The sequence below is a fragment of the Comamonas sp. BIGb0152 genome, assembly GCF_024809975.1.
In the GTDB taxonomy this organism is placed as follows: domain Bacteria; phylum Pseudomonadota; class Gammaproteobacteria; order Burkholderiales; family Burkholderiaceae_C; genus Comamonas.
The window spans coordinates 165,543-182,576 of sequence record NZ_JANUDY010000001.1; the positions used below are offsets into that span (position 1 = coordinate 165,543).

Genomic DNA, 17,034 nt, shown 5'->3' on the forward strand with positions numbered 1-17,034 from the left:
GACAACCATGCAACGCCGTACTTTTGCCGCTATCGCAGTCAGCATTGCCGTTGTGGGCGCTGCTGGTTTTGCCGCGCCCGCCGTGGCACAGGCTGATTACCCCAACCGGCCTGTCGTGCTGATCGTGCCCTATGGGGCGGGTGGTGTGAGCGATGTGGTGGCGCGGGCGCTGGCCCTGTCGATGGGCAAGCAGTTGGGCCAGTCCATCATCATCGAGAACAAACCGGGTGCCGGGGCGTCGATGGGGGTGATGGACATGAAGAATGCCAAGCCCGATGGCTACCGGCTGACTTTGAGCCCGGTGGCTATCTTTCGGCAGCCGCATATCCAGAAGGTGGCCTACGATCCGATTGCCGACCTGACCTATGTGGCGGCCTATATGTCGTACGACTTTCTGCTGGCCGTGGCGCAGGATTCGCCGTTCAAATCGGTCAAGGACATTGTCGAGCAGTCCAAAAAGCAGCCCGGCTCGGTCGATTACGGCACGCCCGGCAAGTTTTCGGCCAACCATGTGCTGATGGCCTTGCTGGAGAAGAAGGCGGGCGTGCAGTTCACCCATGTGCCGTACAAGGGCGATGCCGAGGCGGTGAATGCCTTGATTGCGGGCCACACCAAGACGGGGGTGTTTGGCAATACGGTGCTACCGCATATGCAGTCAGGCAAGCTGCGTGCGCTGGCCATTGCGTCAGAAACGCGCCCACCAGCCTTCGCCAATGTGCCGACCTTCCGTGAGCAGGGCTATGACGTAGTGACGCCATCACCGCTGGGCATTGCCGGGCCCAGGGGCCTGCCGCCCGAGATTGTGCGCAAGCTCGAAGCCGCCGTGAAGTCTGCCATGGACGACCCCGCTTTTCAGCAGGCGGCCGCAAACTATGGAGTGCGGCTGGAGTACCGCAATGCCCAGGATTACAACGCCTTTGCGAAGAAGGCCTTCGCCGAAGAGGGCGCGATTGTGCAGAGCATCGGGCTGGAATAAGGTGCCTGTGGCGCGGATGGTAGGCTGCAGCGGCGACTGCAGCTGCAGCACCCACTGACCAAGCGGATTGACAGCGAGTCAAAGCTTGCAGCTGCCGCGCTGCGCCAGCACCATGCCCTGCAGCGCATCCTGGGCTTGGTGCTGCGTGATGTCGCCTGCCATCGCTGCATGCAACAGCGCATCGGCCGCGCCCAGCATGGCCCAAAGGCTGGCCTTGGGCAAGGCGTGTGGAGCAACCCAAGCTGCCAGCGCCGCCTCGCATTGATCCAAAAATTCCAGCGGGCATTGGCGTTTGAGCATCAATAGCCACCCTAGTCGCTTGAATAATGCCACGTTGTAGACCGGTCGCTGCAACGCTGACGGTTGGGGTGTTTGTGCCCTGACGCCCTCAGCCTTTACCTTATTGATCGCAGCCTCTCTCTTTGTGGCTCCGTACGCCGCCGGTGCAGCAGCTGCTGCACCCTCGCTTTGAGAAAACAACCCCCACCACCCTGGTCCCCGATGCCGAGATAGATGGCACGTTGCTTGCTTAAGCTTGCCTGGTGCATGAAATTTTAATTTCATATGCACCATATTAGTGAAATACCTATACCAAACGTCGCTAAACTGCCCAACACTGGCGCAGCGATCCGATTCGAGCAAGCACGACTCTTCTCAAGGAGCTTTCAATGGCTGGTGGACCTGCACTTTCCTCTGCACCCGACTCTCCCAAGGTGGCCGAACTCGACCAGGCCTTGGACAAGATAGGGGTGACCCGCTCGCACCACACGATCATCTTCTTGATCCTGATTGGCTGCCTGTTTGACAGCTTCGAGCAGAACGCGGTCGGCATCATCGGCCCCATGCTCAAGGAGCAGTGGGGGCTGACGGCGTCAGACATCGGCATGCTCAACTCGGTGACTTTTGCCTGCGCGGCAATTGGCCGCATCGTTTCCGGCTTTATCGCCGACCGCTATGGCCGCCGCGTGATGCTGACGGTGGACCTGCTGCTGTTCACCATTGGTGCGGGGATCTGCGCGATGGCGCCCAACCTGGCGGTGATGGCGCTGGGCCGCGCGGTGGTGGGCTTTGGCCTGGGGGGAGAGATTGCGATTGCGGTCACCATGCTGTCCGAGTTCTGCTCGTCCAAGTTCCGGGGCACGGCAGTGGGCCTGGTGAATGTGGGCGCGGGCGGGCTGGGCAATTTTCTGGCACCGGCTTTTGGGCTCTTGGTGTTCTGGATCTTCCCTGGCGACAACGGCTGGCGCTGGCTGTTTGTCTGCCTGATGGTGCCGGCGTTGCTGGCCGCGTTCTACCGCCGCTACATCCCCGAGACACCGCGCTTTTTGCTGTCGCAAGGCCGTATTGCCGAGACCAATGCAGTGCTGACGCGCCTGGCCTCGGGCAAGCTGGCCGGCGCTGCGCAAGCCACCCATCCCTATATCAGCGATGACGGCAGCAGCACCACGGCGGCCAAGATCAAGGTGCGGGTGACAGAGATTTTCCGGGGCGCACTGGGGCGCCGCACGGTGCCGCTGTGCATCACCATCTGGATGACCTATGGCGCGCAGATTTCGGTGCTGACCTTGATGCCAACCATTTTGGTGGGCCTGGGCTACAGCATGTCCAAGAGCCTGCTGTTCACGATGGTGATGCAAAGCGGCAGCCTGCTGGGTGCGATTGCGGCTTCTGCCCTGGGCTTTCACTTTCCACGCAAACGGGTACTGACCGCTGGCGCCATCTGCGCCTGCCTGGCGGCGCTGACGATTGGCTTTGCGGCCAAGAGCATTGTGGTGCTGCTGATTGCGGGTGCCACCTTCCAGTTCTTTGTGCTGCTGCTCAACACCACTATCTGGATTTATGCGCCCGAGCTGTATCCCACCCGGGTGCGTGCCTTTGGCACCGCCTTCATCCTCGCCACCGGCACCGCTGCTGGCGCGCTGATGCCGCTGGTCGCCGGGCGCCTGTTTGACGGCTTTGGCCTGGGCGGCGTGTTTGGCCTGGCCGCTGCGATGTACCTGGTCTTCATCATCAGCGTGCAGTGCGTGCCCGAGACCTATGGCCAATCCCCCGATGCCGAACCACTGGCTGGCACAACCCCTGCCACGCCCCAATCCTAGTTTTGCTGCATGCCCAAAATACTGCTGATCAACCCCAACACGTCTGAAACCACCACCATGATGATGGCCGAGATTGCCCAGAGCAGTGCACCTGCACATTGGCAGATCCTGGCCCGCACCGCCGACAAGGGCCCGTCAATGATCGTCAACGCCACCGAGTTGGCCCAGGCCGCGTTGGAGGTCGAAGACTGCTGGCGCGAGGCGCCCAGCGACTGCGCTGGCATCATCATCAGCGCCTTTGGCGACCCGGGGCTGGAACGGCTGCGGGCATTGAGCACCGTGCCCGTGGTGGGCATTGCCGAGGCCTCGATGCTGGAGGCGGCCAGCGGCGGGCGGCGCTTTGGCGTGGCCACTGTGACGCCGGATTTGGTGGAGCCGATTGCCGGGCGGGTGGCCGCCGTGGGTTTGGCACACCTCTACACCGGCATCCGCCTGACCGAAGGCGACCCGCGCGCCTTGAGCAGTGATGCCCAGGCGCTGGAAGCTGCACTGGCGCAGGCCGTGCGGCGCTGTGTGGACGAGGATGGCGCGCAGGCCGTCATCATTGGCGGCGGCCCGCTGGGCCAGGCAGCCATTGCGCTGGCGGAGCGCCTGCACTTGCCCATCATTGCGCCCATTCCGGCGGCGGTGCGCAGGCTGGCGCAGCTGATGGGCTGAGCGCGTAAACGATCAGCCCTTGCGCAAGGCCTTAACCGGCCGTGCGCAACTGCCAAAACGGCAATGCCTGCGGCCCGCACATCCCGGTCGCTATGCGCTGGGCCGTCGGCAGCGAGCCGGTCAGGCCCAAATGGCCATGGCCCACGGCCAGCCACAGGCCCTGGATGGCATCGATATGGCCCACCACCGGCACGGAGCCCGGCAGACAGGGGCGGTGACCCATCCAGTGCTGGGCCTCCAGGCCTGCCAGCGCCGGGAAGGCCTCGCGCGCAATGCGCTCGATACCAGCGGCGCGGCGCGGGTTGGGCGGTGCTTTTAAGCCGGCAATCTCGACCGTGCCGCCTACCCGCAGCCCGCCTTCCATCGGCGCGATAAACACCTTTTTGTCGGCCAGCACCACGGTGCGCTCCACCAGGTGCTGGGCACCGGCAAACTGCGCGTGGTAGCCGCGCTGTGATTCGATCGGCAGCAGCATGCCCAGCGGCTTGAGCAGCGCGGGCGCCCAGGCGCCAGCGGCCACGACGATATGCGGCCAGCGCTGCGCATCCAGCGCGGCATCGCCGCTGCGCACGGCCCAGCCTTTGTCATCGGGGCGGATGGCCTTGACCTCGGCGCGAATCAGCTTGCCGCCGCGCTGCACAAAGGCATGCAGCATGGTCTGCACATAGCGCAGCGGGTTCAGGATGGTGCCGTGGTCGGCCAGGTAGCGGCCATGGGCATAGCCCTGGGGCGCTTGGGGCTCCAGCGCCTCGATGCCGGCACGGTCCAGCTCCTCAACCTGGTAGCCGTACTTGGCGCGCAGCTGCCAGCCGGTGGCATCCTTTTGCGCGTAATCGGCATCGGGGTAGAGGTGCAGATGGCCGCGCCGCATAAACAGATCGGACACGCCCAGGCTCTGCGCCAGCGCAGCATGCGCATCGACGGCGCCCTGGTACAAGTCGTTGAGCCGCTCGGCCGCAGCGGCCACGCGCTTGGGCTCGGCCGACTGCGCAAAGGCCACCAGCCAGGATGCCGCCTTGGGCAGGTGCTTCCAGCCAATCGACAGCGGTCCGTCCTGGTCCATCAGCATGCCGGGCACGGTCTTCAAGATGCCGGGCAAGGCCAGCGGCGCCACCGAGCCGGGGCTGATCGCGCCGGAGTTGCCGTAGCTGCATTCCATGCCGGGCTCGCCCCGGTCGATCAGGGTGACGGACACGCCATAGCTTTGCAGGGCCAAGGCCGTGGCCACCCCCACCACACCGGCTCCCACCACCACCACCTGCTTGGGCGCTTGGACCCGGGCGCCCTGCTTGTTCGCTGTCTCTGTCATGTCATCCAATCTGCAAAACCGGCCCAGACCAAGGCGGCCTCGGGCGTGAATCGTGCCTGCGCCAGCTGCTGCTGGACCTCATCGGCCTGCCACAGCGCAAACTGCGCCACCTCGCCATCCTGGTTGCGGGGCTCGGTGCCGTCGGGCACGGTGGCGGCATACCAGTGGATGTCCTCGTACATATAGCCCAGGTCGTCGCCGCCGTCGCTGTCGGGCTGGCGAAAGCGCAGCACACCGCCATGGCGCAGGCCCTGCAAATCGGCGATCTGCAGACCGGCCTCTTCCCAGGTTTCGCGGGCCAGCGCTTCATCCAGACTGTCTTGGGCCGAGACCATGCCGCCCATCAAGGTATCCCAGTGCAGCGGGTAATTGGCCTTGTTGGCCGCGCGCTGCTGCACCCACAGGCGCCCATCGGGTGCGATGCCCACCAGGTGCACCGCCAAGGTGGCAATGCCCAACACGCGCACTGCCCCGCGTTCCACGGTGCCGATGCGGCTGCCATCCACCGCCTGTACGGCCAGCTGCTCATTGCGCCAGGGGCCGCTGCGGCCCGCATCGCGCAAGGCATGGGCCAGGCGGCCCATCAGCGCAGTGGCGTCTTGCGTGGGGGATTCGAGCAGCCAGACTGCGGTGCCCGAGCGCTCGCGCTTGGACAGCAGCGCATCACCGCCGAGGCGCCCGGCGATGCCGGTGTCGATCAAAAAATGCTCGACCAAGGAGCCGACCGCCTGGCCGTTGACCCAGAGCGGCAGCCTTGCCTTGCGCGGCGGCGACTGCATGGCCCTGCGCGCAGCAGCCAGCCAGGTGGGCGGCTCGGGCGCGAACAGCGGGGGAGAAACACGGGTCATGGTGCACTATCAAAATAAAAGCAGATGGATGTTAGTCCATCTGCGCCTGGGGGCAGGCGGTGCCCACCCAAAACCCGATGCCCGCATCGGCTACGCCAGTGTCAAGGCAGCAGGATGCTGCTGCCCGTGGTTTGGCGCGCCTCCAGCGCGCGGTGCGCGGCCTGCACCTCGGACAGTGCAAAACGCTGCGCGATATGGATCTTGACCTGGCCCGAGGCCACGACGGCAAACAGGTCGTTGGCCATGGACTGGCAGGCTTCGCGCGACCGCAGGTGGGTAAAGAGGCCCTGGCGTGTCACATACAGGCTCTTGGCCGCCAAAATGGCCGGCGCAAAAGGCGGCACCGGCCCGGAGGCATTGCCGAACGAGACCATCAGGCCAAAGGCGCGCAGGCACTGCAGCGAGCCATCCCAGGTGTCCTTGCCGACCGAGTCGTAGACGACTTTGACGCCTTTGCCGGCGGTGATGTCCTTGACCCGCTCGGCAAAGTTTTCCCTGCGGTAGTTGATCGCTACCTCAGCGCCATTGGCCAGGGCCAGCTGGCATTTCTCGTCCGAGCCCGCTGTGGCGATCAGGCGCAGGCCCAGGGCCTTGGCCCATTGGCAGGCGATCAGCCCTACCCCGCCGGCCGCGGCGTGGAAGAGCACAAAGTCGCCGGCATGCAGGCCTTCGGCCGGCTTGGCCTGGCGCAGCAGGTACTGGGCGGTCAGGCCCTTGAGCATCATCGCCGCGCCGGTTTCAAAATCAATGCTGTCTGGCAGCTGGCAGACATAGGTGGCAGGCATCACCCGCACTTCGCTGTAGCTGCCGGGCGGATTGCTGGCGTAGGCCACCCGGTCGCCCGCCTGCAGGTGCTGCACGCCGTCGCCCACGGCCTCGACGACACCGGCGCCTTCCATGCCCAGGTTCAGCGGCAGCGGCAAGGTGTACAGGCCCGTGCGCTGGTAGACATCGATGAAATTGAGCCCGATCGCATGGTGGCGTATGCGTACCTCGCCGGGGCCAGGGGCGCCGACCTCCACATCGACCAGCGTCATCTCCTCGGGGCCGCCATTGCGCGCAATCTGTACTGCCAAAGACATGGAAATTCTCCTGAATAGGGATTCTTGCTACCACCAGTCACCATGCTGCCACGCTTTCACCAAGCCCGCTGTCACGGGGATGTACAGTCTGGCCATGCAACAAAAACTGACACCGTCGACCATGGCGCTGCTGACCGCCGCCCCGCTGATGTGGGCGGGCAATGCCGTCGTGGGCCGGCTGGTGCATGAGCTGGTCTCGCCCATGCTGCTGAACTTTGTGCGCTGGCTGCTGGCCTTTGCCATTCTGCTGCCGCTGGCCTACCCCTTGCTGCGCCGCGCCAGCCCGCTGTGGCCGCAGTGGCAGCGCTGGGCCACCATCGGCCTGCTGGGTATTGGCTGCTACAACGCCTTCCAGTACCTGGCGCTCAAAACGTCTGGGCCCATCAATGTCACCCTGGTCGCATCCAGCATGCCGCTGTGGATGATGGCCTTTGGCATGCTGTTCTTCCAGACCCGCATCACCCGGCCGCAAATGCTGGGCGCGCTGTTTTCGATCAGCGGCGTGCTGGTGGTGCTGAGCCATGGTGACTGGCAGCAGCTGCGCCAGCTGCGGCTGGTGACGGGCGATTTGTTCATGCTGCTGTCCACCGCCTGCTGGTCACTCTACACCTGGCTGCTGGTGCGCACCCCAGATCCCGCCGGCATCAAAAGCCAGTGGGCGCTGCTGTTGATGGCCCAGCTGGCCTTTGGCCTGCTGTGGTCAGGCCTGTTTGCCGGCGCCGAATGGGCGCTGGGTGCCAGCCAGCTGCAGATCAATAGCAGCCTGCTCTGGGCGATTGCCTATATCGTCATTGGCCCGGCCATTCTGGCCTACCGTTGCTGGGGCATGGGGGTGCAGCGCGTGGGCCCTACGGTGGCGGGCTTTTTCAGCAACCTGACGCCGCTGTTTGCCGCCGTGCTGTCGGCTGCCTTTTTGGGCGAGCCGCCCCAGCTCTACCATGGCGCGGCCTTTGTGCTGGTGATTGCCGGCATCGTGATCTCGTCGCGCCGGGCCTGAGGCACGGCGACCGGGCCGTTTACAACCTGCTACCGATAGAACGCGCCCTTCACACTAGCGCCCTTGCGCAGGCGCACAGTGCCACCCATATGCGGTGACACCACCACCGCAAGGACGCCGAGATGAATGCGCAAGAACAAGCCCTGATCGAGAACCTCTTCCAGCAACTGCGCCAGCTCGATGGCCAGCCCAAGGAAAGCCAGGCCGAAGCCTGCATCCGCCAGCAGGCCCAGCAAAGCCCGGATGCGCTGTACTGGCTGACCCAGCGCAGCCTGCTGCTGGAGCAGGCGCTGCAACAGGCCCAGCAGCGGCAGGCACAGTTGCAGGCACAACTGGCCGAGGCCCGGGCAGCTGCTGCCAAACCGGCGGGCAGCAGCGGTACCAGCTTTTTAGGTGCCGGGCTGGACACGCATTTTGGCCGTAGCCCGGATGCCAATCTGGCCAGCCGCAGCCCAGCAGGCTATGCGCCGAGCTATCCGCAGAACAATGCTGCCTCCGTAGGCTATGGCGATACGCCAGCCCCGGCCAGCAGCGGCCGCTGGTTTGGCGCGGCACCGGCCGCGCCCGCCCCCGTGCCTGCCTCCATGCCTGCGCAGCTCAGTGCTGGGTCGGCAGCGGGCGGCTTTTTGGGCCAGGCCGCAGCCTCGGTCGCTGGCGTGGCGGGCGGCATGCTGCTGTTCAATGGCCTGAGCCACCTTTGGAGCAACCCGGCCCAGGCAGCCAGCACCCCCGCACCGGCGGCATCCGACACCAGCAAGGCAGCCAGCAGCACCGACACCGCTGCGGCCAGCAGCGACAACAGCGGCCTCGACCAGCTCGCCCAGCAGGCCGGCCGCGACCATGTGGACCCATCTGCCAACCGTTGGATGCCGGATGCGGACAACAACAGCAGTAGCAACAGCCAAGACGTTGCGGACTATGACAACGGTGACGATGGCTTTGACTTCTTTGACGACGACCAAGCCTGATCGCCACCGTTAAGGTACGCGCATAAAAAAACCGCCCGGGCATCGGCTCGGGCGGTTTTGCTTGGTGGCTTGCGACGTTTAGAACGTACCGGCGTAGGAGCCACCATCGGGCAGGATGTTTTGCCCGGTGATATAGGCCGCCTGCTGGCTGCACAGGAAAGCGCAGATGGCGCCAAACTCGTCAGCGGTGCCGTAGCGGCCGGCAGGAATCTGCTTTTGCTGCAGCTCGCGGATATCGGCTTCGCTCTTGCCGGTCTTGCTGGCGGTGGCCGAGATGGTGGCGGCAATGCGGTCGGTGTCGAACTTGCCCGGCAGGATGTTGTTGATGGTCACGCCCTTGCCGGCAATGGGGCTGCGCGCCACGCCGGCGACAAAGCCGGTCAAACCACTGCGCGCGCCGTTAGACAGGCCCAGGATATCGATAGGCGCCTTGACGGAGCTGGAGGTGATGTTGACGATGCGGCCAAAACCGCGCTCGGCCATGCCATCAATCAAGGTCTGGATCAGCGCAATGGGGCTGAGCATATTGGCGTCCAGCGCCTTGATCCAGGCTTCGCGGTCCCAGTCGCGGAAATCACCGGGCGGTGGGCCACCCGCGTTGTTCACCAGAATGTCAAAGCGCAGACCAGGGCCGCCTGCGGCGCCCAGCACGGCGGCACGGCCGGCTTCGGTGGTGATGTCAGCGGCAACGGCAATCACCTGGGGAGCCACGCGGCCGGGGGCTGCAGCGGCCCACATGGCGGCCATCACCTTGAGCTGGCGGGCGGTGTCCTTCAGGGCTTCTTCGCCGCGGGCGTTGATCACCACGTTGACGCCCTCATTGACCAGCGCTTGCGCGCAACCACGGCCCAGGCCCTTGCTGGCTGCACAGACCAGTGCCCATTTGTTGGCAATTCCTAAATCCATATTCAAATCTCCTTGTGGGTATCGATGCTAAGTCACAAATGGCCCCGAGGTTGGCGCGCATGCGCATGCCCTTTATGGCCTTTTGACTTGGTGGGTGAATACGTAGATGCCAGTCAGCACCAGCGCAGTGCCAGCCACCATCACCGGGGTCAGCGGCTCGCCCAGCAGCCACACGCCCATCAAGATGGTGGACAGCGGGCCGATCATGCCGGTCTGCGCCACCGTGGCGGCGCCCAGGCGCTCAACGGCCAGCATCACCAGCAGAACGGGCACGGCAGTGCACAAGGTGGCGTTGAGGACGGACAGCCAGATGACGGCCGAATCCACCTGCGCGGCCTGCAGCGGCCGGGTGAGCAAGAATTGCGCAATGCAGAACAGGCAGGCAAAGCTGGTGGCCAGCCCCACCAGGCGCAGGGCGCCCAGGCGTTTGACGTACTGGGCGCTGTAGACCAGGTAGACGGCGTAGCTCACGGCGCTCAAAAACACCAGGGTGGCGCCCAGGCCCACCTGCTGGCCGGCGCCGTGGGTGTACAGCTCCATGCCAAACACCAGCATCACGCCGGCATAGCTGATGGCCAGGCCCAGCAGTTGGCGGCCACTGGCCACCTTGCGGTACAGCAGCCAGCCCAAGGCCAGCACCAAGGTGGGGTTGAGGTAGAGGATCAGCCGCTCCAGCCCCGCGCTGATATAGCTCAGCCCGGCAAAATCCAGGTAGCTGGAGAGGTAGTAGCCGCAAAAGCCCAGGGCCACCACGGCCAGCCAGTCGCGCAGCGACAGCGCCGGTTTGCCCCGCCCAGCCCACCAGGCCATGATGACAAACAGCGGCAGCGCAAACAGCATGCGGTACATGATCAAGGTGATCGCGTCGACCCCATGGCGGTAGGCCAGCTTGACGATGATGGCCTTGCCGCTGAAGGCAATGGCGCCGACGACAGCGCAGACCATGCCGGCGCGGCGCACACTGGGCGTGAGCACCGCAGCCGGTGCAACAGAAACAGACAAGATAACTCTCCAACAATCAGTGCTGATCCGCCGACCCATGGAACAAGCGGTGGTGCATGCGGCGTATCGACCACCAGACGCCCAAGCCTATCACCGGGATGGCCAGCGCCGCCGTCGTTTCTGGCGACAGTGGCCAACCCCATTTCTGCAGGCCCTTGGCCAGGTAGCTGATGAGGCCGGTGATGTAGTAGGTGATGGCGGCGACCGACAGGCCTTCGACCGTGGACTGCATTTTGAGCTGCAGGCCCTGGCGCTCGTTCATCGCCTTGAGCACCGCTTGGCGGCCTTGCTTTTGGCTGATGTCGACCCGCGTCTGCAGCAGGTTGCTGAGGCGCGATACGCGCTGAGACAGCGCTTCGAGCCGCTGGTGCGCGGACACACAGGTGTTGCGCGCGGGGGTCAGGCGCCGGTCCATGAAGTCGCCAATGGTCTGGTAGCTGCCCAGGCGCGTTTCCTGGATATCTCCCACCCGCTGCTGCACCAGCGCAAAGTAGGCGGTGCTGGCCGAAAAGCGCGAATGGTGGGCGGCGTACTGGCTCTCGACCTGGGCGGCCAGGCGCGTGAGCTGGTCAAGCAACTGCGGCTCGCTGGCTGCGCCGGCACTGCGGATGGCAGCAGACAGATCGGCCAATTCAGACTCGGTGCTGGCGAGCTTTTCCATGGTTTCGCGCGCAGCGGGCAGGCCCAGCAAGGCGGCCATGCGGTAGGTTTCGATCTCCAGCAGGCGCTGCACCAGGCGGCCATTGCGCGCGGCTGACAAACCTTGGTTGAGCACAAACAGGCGCGATGCGCCATCCGAATGGATGGAGAAATCGGTGTAGATATGCGCCTTCTGGTCGGAGGCCTGGGAGGCGACGAGCTTGTCCTCGTACAGCCAGCGCTGCTCGACTTTTTTCTCCAGCGCGGGGGACGCGGGCAGCACCCAGGCGTTCATCGCCAGCAGGCAGCGGCCGGGCAAACCGGCCAGCCACTGGGCGGGCACCAGGTCGCTGGCAGACGGCAGCCCGGCCTCGTCCAGCGCTTCGGGGCGGATGGGCACCATCCAGGTCCAGGAGACAAACTCGGTATGCAGCTCCCAGCGCAGGCGGCCATTGCCCAGGTCCAGGCGCAGGTGGTTGGCCTCGGCATCGGGCACGGGCAGTTGCAGATCGCGCAGCAGCTGGTGCAGCCACTGGCGGCTGGCCGCGCGCTCGGCAGCATCGGCCCACATCACCGTGCAGAACACGGCGGTGTTGTCGGGCAGGGCTTCCGGGGGGCGGGAATGGACTTCGTTGTGCAGCGCACGGCGCAAATCGTGCTGTTGCAACAGGGGCAGGTTTTTCATGAAAGACAAAAGACGGCTATGACCAGACGGTGGTCAACCAGCCGCAATTGTCGTGCCAAGCCAATACTTGTGCAGGCGGGCGATGAATGGGGCCAGGGCCCCTGCCCACGGATCTGCAGTTTTACTGCGGCACCTCAAAGCTCAAGGTGGCGGTGTGGCGAACGTCGTCGTACTGCTTGCCATCGATCTTGACGCTGCCGTTGTTGACCCGGGCGCTTACCTCCAGCACATAAAGGCCCGGGAAGGACGGCGTAAAGCTCACAGTGCCATCCTTGGCGGGTGCCAGCACGCGGCGCCAGCCTTCGCTGGTATCGACATTGACCTGGCTGGCCGCCACCGGCCGGCCCTTGAACATCAGCTGAAAGGTGTTGCCCTGCGGCGTGGTGGGCACCAGCTCCAGGTCATTGACGGGCTTGGTCTCCTGGCGGCCAAAGCGGGCCTGGTAGTAGGTCAATACGCCATCGCTGCCGGCACGGGTGGCTGCAAAGCGCTGGTCGGCCGCTGCGCCCTCTTCCTGGGTCAGCACATAGGGGTCGGCCGATGCCGGCACGGCCTTGCCTTCGGCCACCACCTGGCGGGGCTCGCTCAACGCGCTCAGCGGGCCGGGTGTCTTGTGCAGCTCGCCCACCTGCGCGCGGGTCTGGCCGTTTTCGGTCTGCAGCCATAGGTAATCGGCATGGGCTGGCGAGAGCGCGCCGACGCTGGCAGACACGGCCAAGGCCGCCGCAAGCAAGGGGCGAAACAGGGTGGATGGGTGGGTTTTATTAGGCATAGGCTCCTCCTCTTGGACTGAATACGGTGGCTGGCGGGTACCAAACGACGCCCTGCGCGGTGGCAGGGCGGCGGTAGCGGCGGTAGCGGCTGGCTCTGGTTGGGCATCGCGCGGGGCCGGGCTGCTGGCCCCGGGGCCATGCAGGGCCCACACCATCGGGATGGGTGGCTTGCGGATCGCAATGCGCAGCCTAACGCAGTTTGCGCAGCGCAAAACCCGGACGCTGCCGTTTTTAGACAAGTCCGGGTTCTGCCACTGCCGGTTGGCAGTTCAGCTTCGGATTACAGCTTGGGCGTGTACTTTAAGGTCAGCATGGCATTGCGCGGATCGCCATAGGTGCCACCGGTGTAGCCGACAAAGCCGGGCAGCAGGTAGCGCTTGTCAAACAGGTTGTTGACGTTGAGGGCCACGCTGACTTCGGGCGTAGCTTGGTAAGCCAGGCGCAGGCTGGTGATGGTGGAGCCAGCCACCTTGAACGAGCGGTCATAGCTCAGGGTATGGCTTTGCGCGGTGACGCCGGCGCCCACGCTCAGGCGGTTCCAATCGCCGGGCAGCTGGTAAGACAGCCAGGCGCGCAGCATGTGCTTGGGCGTCCAGGTGCTGAAGACCTGGCCCTGGTTGGTCGGGTCGTTCAGGAACTTGCTGGTGTTGAAGGTGTAGCCCACCATGGCCTGCAGGTCGCGCGCGACTTCGCCGCTCACCTCGGCCTCCACGCCCTGGCTGCGCACCTTGCCGGCCGAGGTGGAGCAGTACCAGCCGTCGCAGGCAAAGCCCGATGCCAGGTCGTTGACGGCCCGGTTCTTGTGGTCGTAGCGGAACAGTGCCAGCGAGGTGTTGAGCTTGCCATTCATCAGCTCGCCTTTGATGCCCAACTCGTAGTTGCTGCCGGTGATCGGGTCGAGCACCTTGCCGTCCACGGTGCGCTCGGACTGGGGCTCGAACACGCTGGTGTAGCTGCCGTACAGCGACCATTCGGGGGTGAGTGCATACACCAGGCCGGCGTAAGGTGTGATCTCCCCGGAGGTAGTGATGACCTGGCGCTCGCCATTGACCGCATTGGTGTAGAGCGAGTCATACCAGCTGGTGCGAGCGCCCACAATCGCGGTGAGCGGCTCGGTCAAACGCGTGCGCAAACTGCCATAGATGCCTTTTTGCCGCACATCGTAGGCAGACTTCCACTGCCGGCCACCGGCGGCCAGCAGGCTGTCCAAGGTCGGCTCGGGGCGGTGGTGGTCGATGTCGAAGATATTGGCGCCGGCTGTGAAGGTGCGGGCATAGACATCGTTGGAGCGGTACTTGGAATAGTTGGCGCCCACGGTCACATCGTTGCGGAATCCCGCCAGATCGAAGCGGCCGTTGATGAAGGCATCAAAGGCGAGTTTCTTGAGGTCGAAATCGGTGTACCAGTTGTCATAGGTCACGCCGCCACCGCCGGGCTCGACCTTGCCGGTCATGCGCTGGTGCAAGGAGGCGTTCTGCTCGCTCATGTGCAAGGCCGAGACCTTGAGCTTCCAGTCGTTGTTGATGCGGTGGTTCAGATCCGCATAGACCGTCGTTTGCTTGACGTTCGAGCGATTCCAGTCGGAGCCGGTGAAAGTGGAGCGTGGCAGGTCGGTCATGCTGCCGTCCGCGTACAACGGCAGGCCCATGATGAAGGGGCGGCCCTTGCTGTCGAGCTGGCTGACGCCAAAGCCCACCGTGGTGTCGGGGCTGATGTCATAGTCCAGCACGGCATAGAGCGAGCGTGTGCGCTCATTCACATAGTCGACAAAAGAGTGGCCACGCGCCTCGTCCACCACCAGGCGGCCGCGCAGTGTGCCCTCGTCGTTCAGGGGGCCACCGGCATCGAGTTGCAGGCCGTAGCGGTCCCAGGATCCGGCGCGGGCGGTGACCGTGACGGTCTTCTCGCGCTGGCCGCGCTTGCGCACCAGGTTGACAGCGCCGCCCGGGCTGCCCGTGCCTTGCAGCAGGCCTGAGGCACCGCGCAGCACCTCAATCCGGTCGTAGAACGCCATGCCCTCGGCGCTCCAGTTGCCTAGCGAGTAGTGGTTGCGCGGAATCGCCACGCCGTCGTACTGCCAGGCATCGATCTGGAAACCGCGCGAGGACAGCACCATGCCCTGGCCCACGCCCTTGACACCCATCGTGCCCGTGGCCGCGTTCATCGCATCGCGCAGGTCGCTGATGCCTTGCTCGTCGAGCTGCTTGCGCGTGATCACGCTGATGGACTGCGGAATGTCTTTGAGCGCCTGGTCGCCCTTGTTGATGCTGACCGCCGAGGCCGCCAGCGAGCCCGAGCCTTCGCTGGTCGCGTTGCGCTCGCCTTGCGCGGTGACCGTCACGGTCGGCAAGGTGCTGGTGTCGGCAGCCGATGGCGTGGCCTTGATCACCAGGGCCTCGCCCTGGCGTAGCGCCATCAGACCGCTGCCGGCCAGCAGGCGGTCAACCGCTTGCTGCGGGGTCAGCAGGCCCGAGACGGCTGGGGCCGTCTTGCCCTCGACCAGCGCTGGTGCAAAGCCGATAGACACGCCCGTGGCTGCCGACAGTGCCTGCAGCGCAGCGCCCAGCGGCTGCGCCGCAATCGACAGGCTGCTGGCCTGGTTGGCGGGCGCTGCCGCTTGCGCATGTGCGGCCAGCGGCATCGCCAGCACCAGTGCAGCAGCCAGGGCCAGGGGTGCGGGGTGGAAGCGGGCCATCTTGGCGACCGGTGCGGCAGTCAAACGGGAAGGAGAACGGAAGGACGGAGGGGTTTTGGACATGGTCAGGCAATGAAGTAAATGAATCTCATTACCTTCTATGACGCACGGCCGGCACAGAACTGCACCCCACTCGCGCCATTTATTTGAATTATTTTTTCCAGCTAGGCTCTGCAACACCCTCGCCCAATGGGATGGGCGCGGATCGCCCGAGCCCGCGTTCAGCCCAGGGCAGGGACTGGTGCAAAGACGGCCTAATGCCTGGCCGCTATCTCGGCACGGCCATCGGTGCCGGGCACCAGGCGCACCGGCAGCACCAGGGTCAGCATGTTGGCAAACTCTGCCGGCCTTGCCGTCGCGTAGCTGCCGCCAATGGGCAGCGCCGCCACGGCGGGGTCGCGCAGCACCAGGCCGGTGGGGCCGTAGCGCTCCATCTCCTGCAAGGCCTGGGCCAGGGGGGTGTGGTCAAAGCGCAGCAAGCCCTTGCGCCACAGGCCCACGCTGTCGGGGGCCACGCTGCCTACGGGGGCCAGCAGGCCATAGGCGGCTACCTGGGTGGTTTGGCCAGCAGTCAGCAGCACAGCGGTTTGCGGTGCCTGCGCGGCGGCCACACGCACGCGCCCCTCTTGCACCTCGACCCGCACCTGGCCGGCACCGACGCCATCCTGGCGGTAGCGCACCGAAAAGCGGGTGCCCACTACGGTGACCCGTGCCGGGCCAGCCTGCACCTCAAACGGTTTGCTGGCATCGGGTGCGACGCTGAACATGGCCTGGCCATGCGCCAGTTGCACCTCGCGCCGGTGGCGGTACAGGCGCACCTGTGCATCGGTATCGGCATCCAGATCCAAGGTGGAGCCATCGGGCAGCTGCACGCTTTGGCGCTGGCCGCGCTCGGCCACATAGTGTGCGCTGTAGACCGGCTGCATCCACTGCTGCCAGCCCAGGCCCAGGGCCATCAACAGCGCTGTGCACAAGGCCAGCGCGCGCGGGCTGGGCAGTAGCAGCTGAAACCATGGCCGTGGGCGGGCGGGCGCTGGCATGGCCGGTGCAGGCTTGGGGGTTGCTGCGGCGCTTGCAGGCTGGCTGGCCTGCTGGCTGGCCCGCCACTGGGCCACCGCGTTGGCAGGCAGCGCGCGCAAGCTGGCAACGCCCGTAGCGATCCGGCCAAAGGCTTCGGCGTGGCGGGTGCTGGCCTGCAGCCACTGCAGCAGTTCCGCCTGCTCAGCGTCGCTGAGGCCCTGTTCCTGCCGGGTGTGCCACTGCGCCGCTTGCACATCGACGGGATCTTGCGCGCCCAAGAAGGCCTGCAGCGCGCGCGCCTCCGCTGCCTCGTCAAAAGGCGGGGCGGATGCGTTGGAGGGCAAGGTGGAAAAGCGGCTCATCTCAAAGCTATAGACG

General features: G+C 65.3%; 15 protein-coding genes. 5 read left to right on the forward strand and 10 right to left on the reverse strand.

Annotated elements, in window-relative coordinates:
* The first annotated feature begins 7 nt into the window (after nucleotides 1-7).
* Nucleotides 8-976, forward strand: a complete 969-nt coding sequence (locus tag M2375_RS00765; RefSeq protein ID WP_259163339.1) for a tripartite tricarboxylate transporter substrate binding protein — start codon at nucleotides 8-10, stop codon at nucleotides 974-976.
* Between the two features lie 78 nt (nucleotides 977-1,054).
* Here the strand turns inward: M2375_RS00765 and M2375_RS00770 are convergent, their stop codons facing one another.
* Nucleotides 1,055-1,276, reverse strand: coding sequence for a hypothetical protein (locus M2375_RS00770; RefSeq protein ID WP_259163340.1), 222 nt, complete (start codon nucleotides 1,274-1,276; stop codon nucleotides 1,055-1,057).
* Between the two features lie 368 nt (nucleotides 1,277-1,644).
* On the opposite strand from M2375_RS00770, the gene M2375_RS00775 reads away from it, so the two are divergent.
* Together M2375_RS00775 and M2375_RS00780 are read left to right on the forward strand one after the other, a co-directional pair.
* Complete coding sequence (locus tag M2375_RS00775) at nucleotides 1,645-3,075, forward strand: MFS transporter (protein WP_259163341.1); 1,431 nt, start codon at nucleotides 1,645-1,647, stop codon at nucleotides 3,073-3,075.
* A 9-nt stretch (nucleotides 3,076-3,084) separates the two neighbouring features.
* On the forward strand, nucleotides 3,085-3,732 hold the full coding sequence (locus tag M2375_RS00780; protein ID WP_259163342.1) for an aspartate/glutamate racemase family protein: 648 nt from the start codon (nucleotides 3,085-3,087) through the stop codon (nucleotides 3,730-3,732).
* 31 nt (nucleotides 3,733-3,763) lie between these two features.
* Here M2375_RS00780 and M2375_RS00785 read toward each other — a convergent pair whose 3' ends face one another.
* From M2375_RS00785 to M2375_RS00795, 3 genes are all read right to left on the reverse strand, one after another.
* Complete coding sequence (locus tag M2375_RS00785) at nucleotides 3,764-5,041, reverse strand: FAD-binding oxidoreductase (RefSeq protein ID WP_259163343.1); 1,278 nt, start codon at nucleotides 5,039-5,041, stop codon at nucleotides 3,764-3,766.
* Entirely contained in the window at nucleotides 5,038-5,889 is an 852-nt protein-coding gene (locus M2375_RS00790; protein WP_259163344.1) for an NUDIX domain-containing protein, read from the reverse strand. The genes M2375_RS00785 and M2375_RS00790 overlap by 4 nt, the downstream gene beginning before the upstream one ends.
* 101 nt (nucleotides 5,890-5,990) lie before the next feature.
* On the reverse strand, nucleotides 5,991-6,971 hold the full coding sequence (locus tag M2375_RS00795) for a quinone oxidoreductase (protein ID WP_259163345.1): 981 nt from the start codon (nucleotides 6,969-6,971) through the stop codon (nucleotides 5,991-5,993).
* A 94-nt stretch (nucleotides 6,972-7,065) separates the two neighbouring features.
* On the opposite strand from M2375_RS00795, the gene M2375_RS00800 reads away from it, so the two are divergent.
* A complete protein-coding gene (locus M2375_RS00800) occupies nucleotides 7,066-7,968 on the forward strand; it encodes a DMT family transporter (RefSeq protein WP_259163346.1) in 903 nt (300 codons plus the stop codon).
* A 122-nt stretch (nucleotides 7,969-8,090) separates the two neighbouring features.
* Nucleotides 8,091-8,936, forward strand: a complete 846-nt coding sequence (locus tag M2375_RS00805; RefSeq protein WP_259163347.1) for a DUF2076 domain-containing protein — start codon at nucleotides 8,091-8,093, stop codon at nucleotides 8,934-8,936.
* Nucleotides 8,937-9,014: 78 nt separating this feature from the next.
* Here M2375_RS00805 and M2375_RS00810 read toward each other — a convergent pair whose 3' ends face one another.
* The 6 genes from M2375_RS00810 to M2375_RS00835 all read right to left on the reverse strand — a co-directional run bounded on the left by M2375_RS00810 (nucleotide 9,015) and on the right by M2375_RS00835 (nucleotide 17,018).
* Nucleotides 9,015-9,842 (reverse strand): SDR family oxidoreductase, encoded by an 828-nt coding sequence (locus M2375_RS00810; protein WP_259163348.1) that lies wholly within the window; start codon nucleotides 9,840-9,842, stop codon nucleotides 9,015-9,017.
* A 72-nt stretch (nucleotides 9,843-9,914) separates the two neighbouring features.
* A complete protein-coding gene (locus tag M2375_RS00815; protein ID WP_259163943.1) occupies nucleotides 9,915-10,787 on the reverse strand; it encodes a DMT family transporter in 873 nt (290 codons plus the stop codon).
* Between the two features lie 73 nt (nucleotides 10,788-10,860).
* The gene (locus tag M2375_RS00820) at nucleotides 10,861-12,168 is read right to left on the reverse strand and encodes a DUF3422 family protein (protein WP_259163349.1); all 1,308 of its coding nucleotides are present in this window, start codon (nucleotides 12,166-12,168) and stop codon (nucleotides 10,861-10,863) included.
* A 121-nt stretch (nucleotides 12,169-12,289) separates the two neighbouring features.
* The gene (locus M2375_RS00825; RefSeq protein WP_259163351.1) at nucleotides 12,290-12,940 is read right to left on the reverse strand and encodes a DUF4198 domain-containing protein; all 651 of its coding nucleotides are present in this window, start codon (nucleotides 12,938-12,940) and stop codon (nucleotides 12,290-12,292) included.
* A gap of 281 nt (nucleotides 12,941-13,221) precedes the next feature.
* Nucleotides 13,222-15,699 carry a TonB-dependent receptor gene (locus tag M2375_RS00830; RefSeq protein WP_259163352.1) on the reverse strand — a complete coding sequence of 826 codons (2,478 nt, stop codon included), beginning with the start codon at nucleotides 15,697-15,699 and terminating at the stop codon, nucleotides 13,222-13,224.
* Nucleotides 15,700-15,890: 191 nt separating this feature from the next.
* Complete coding sequence (locus M2375_RS00835) at nucleotides 15,891-17,018, reverse strand: FecR domain-containing protein (protein WP_259163353.1); 1,128 nt, start codon at nucleotides 17,016-17,018, stop codon at nucleotides 15,891-15,893.
* Nucleotides 17,019-17,034 lie beyond the last annotated feature (16 nt).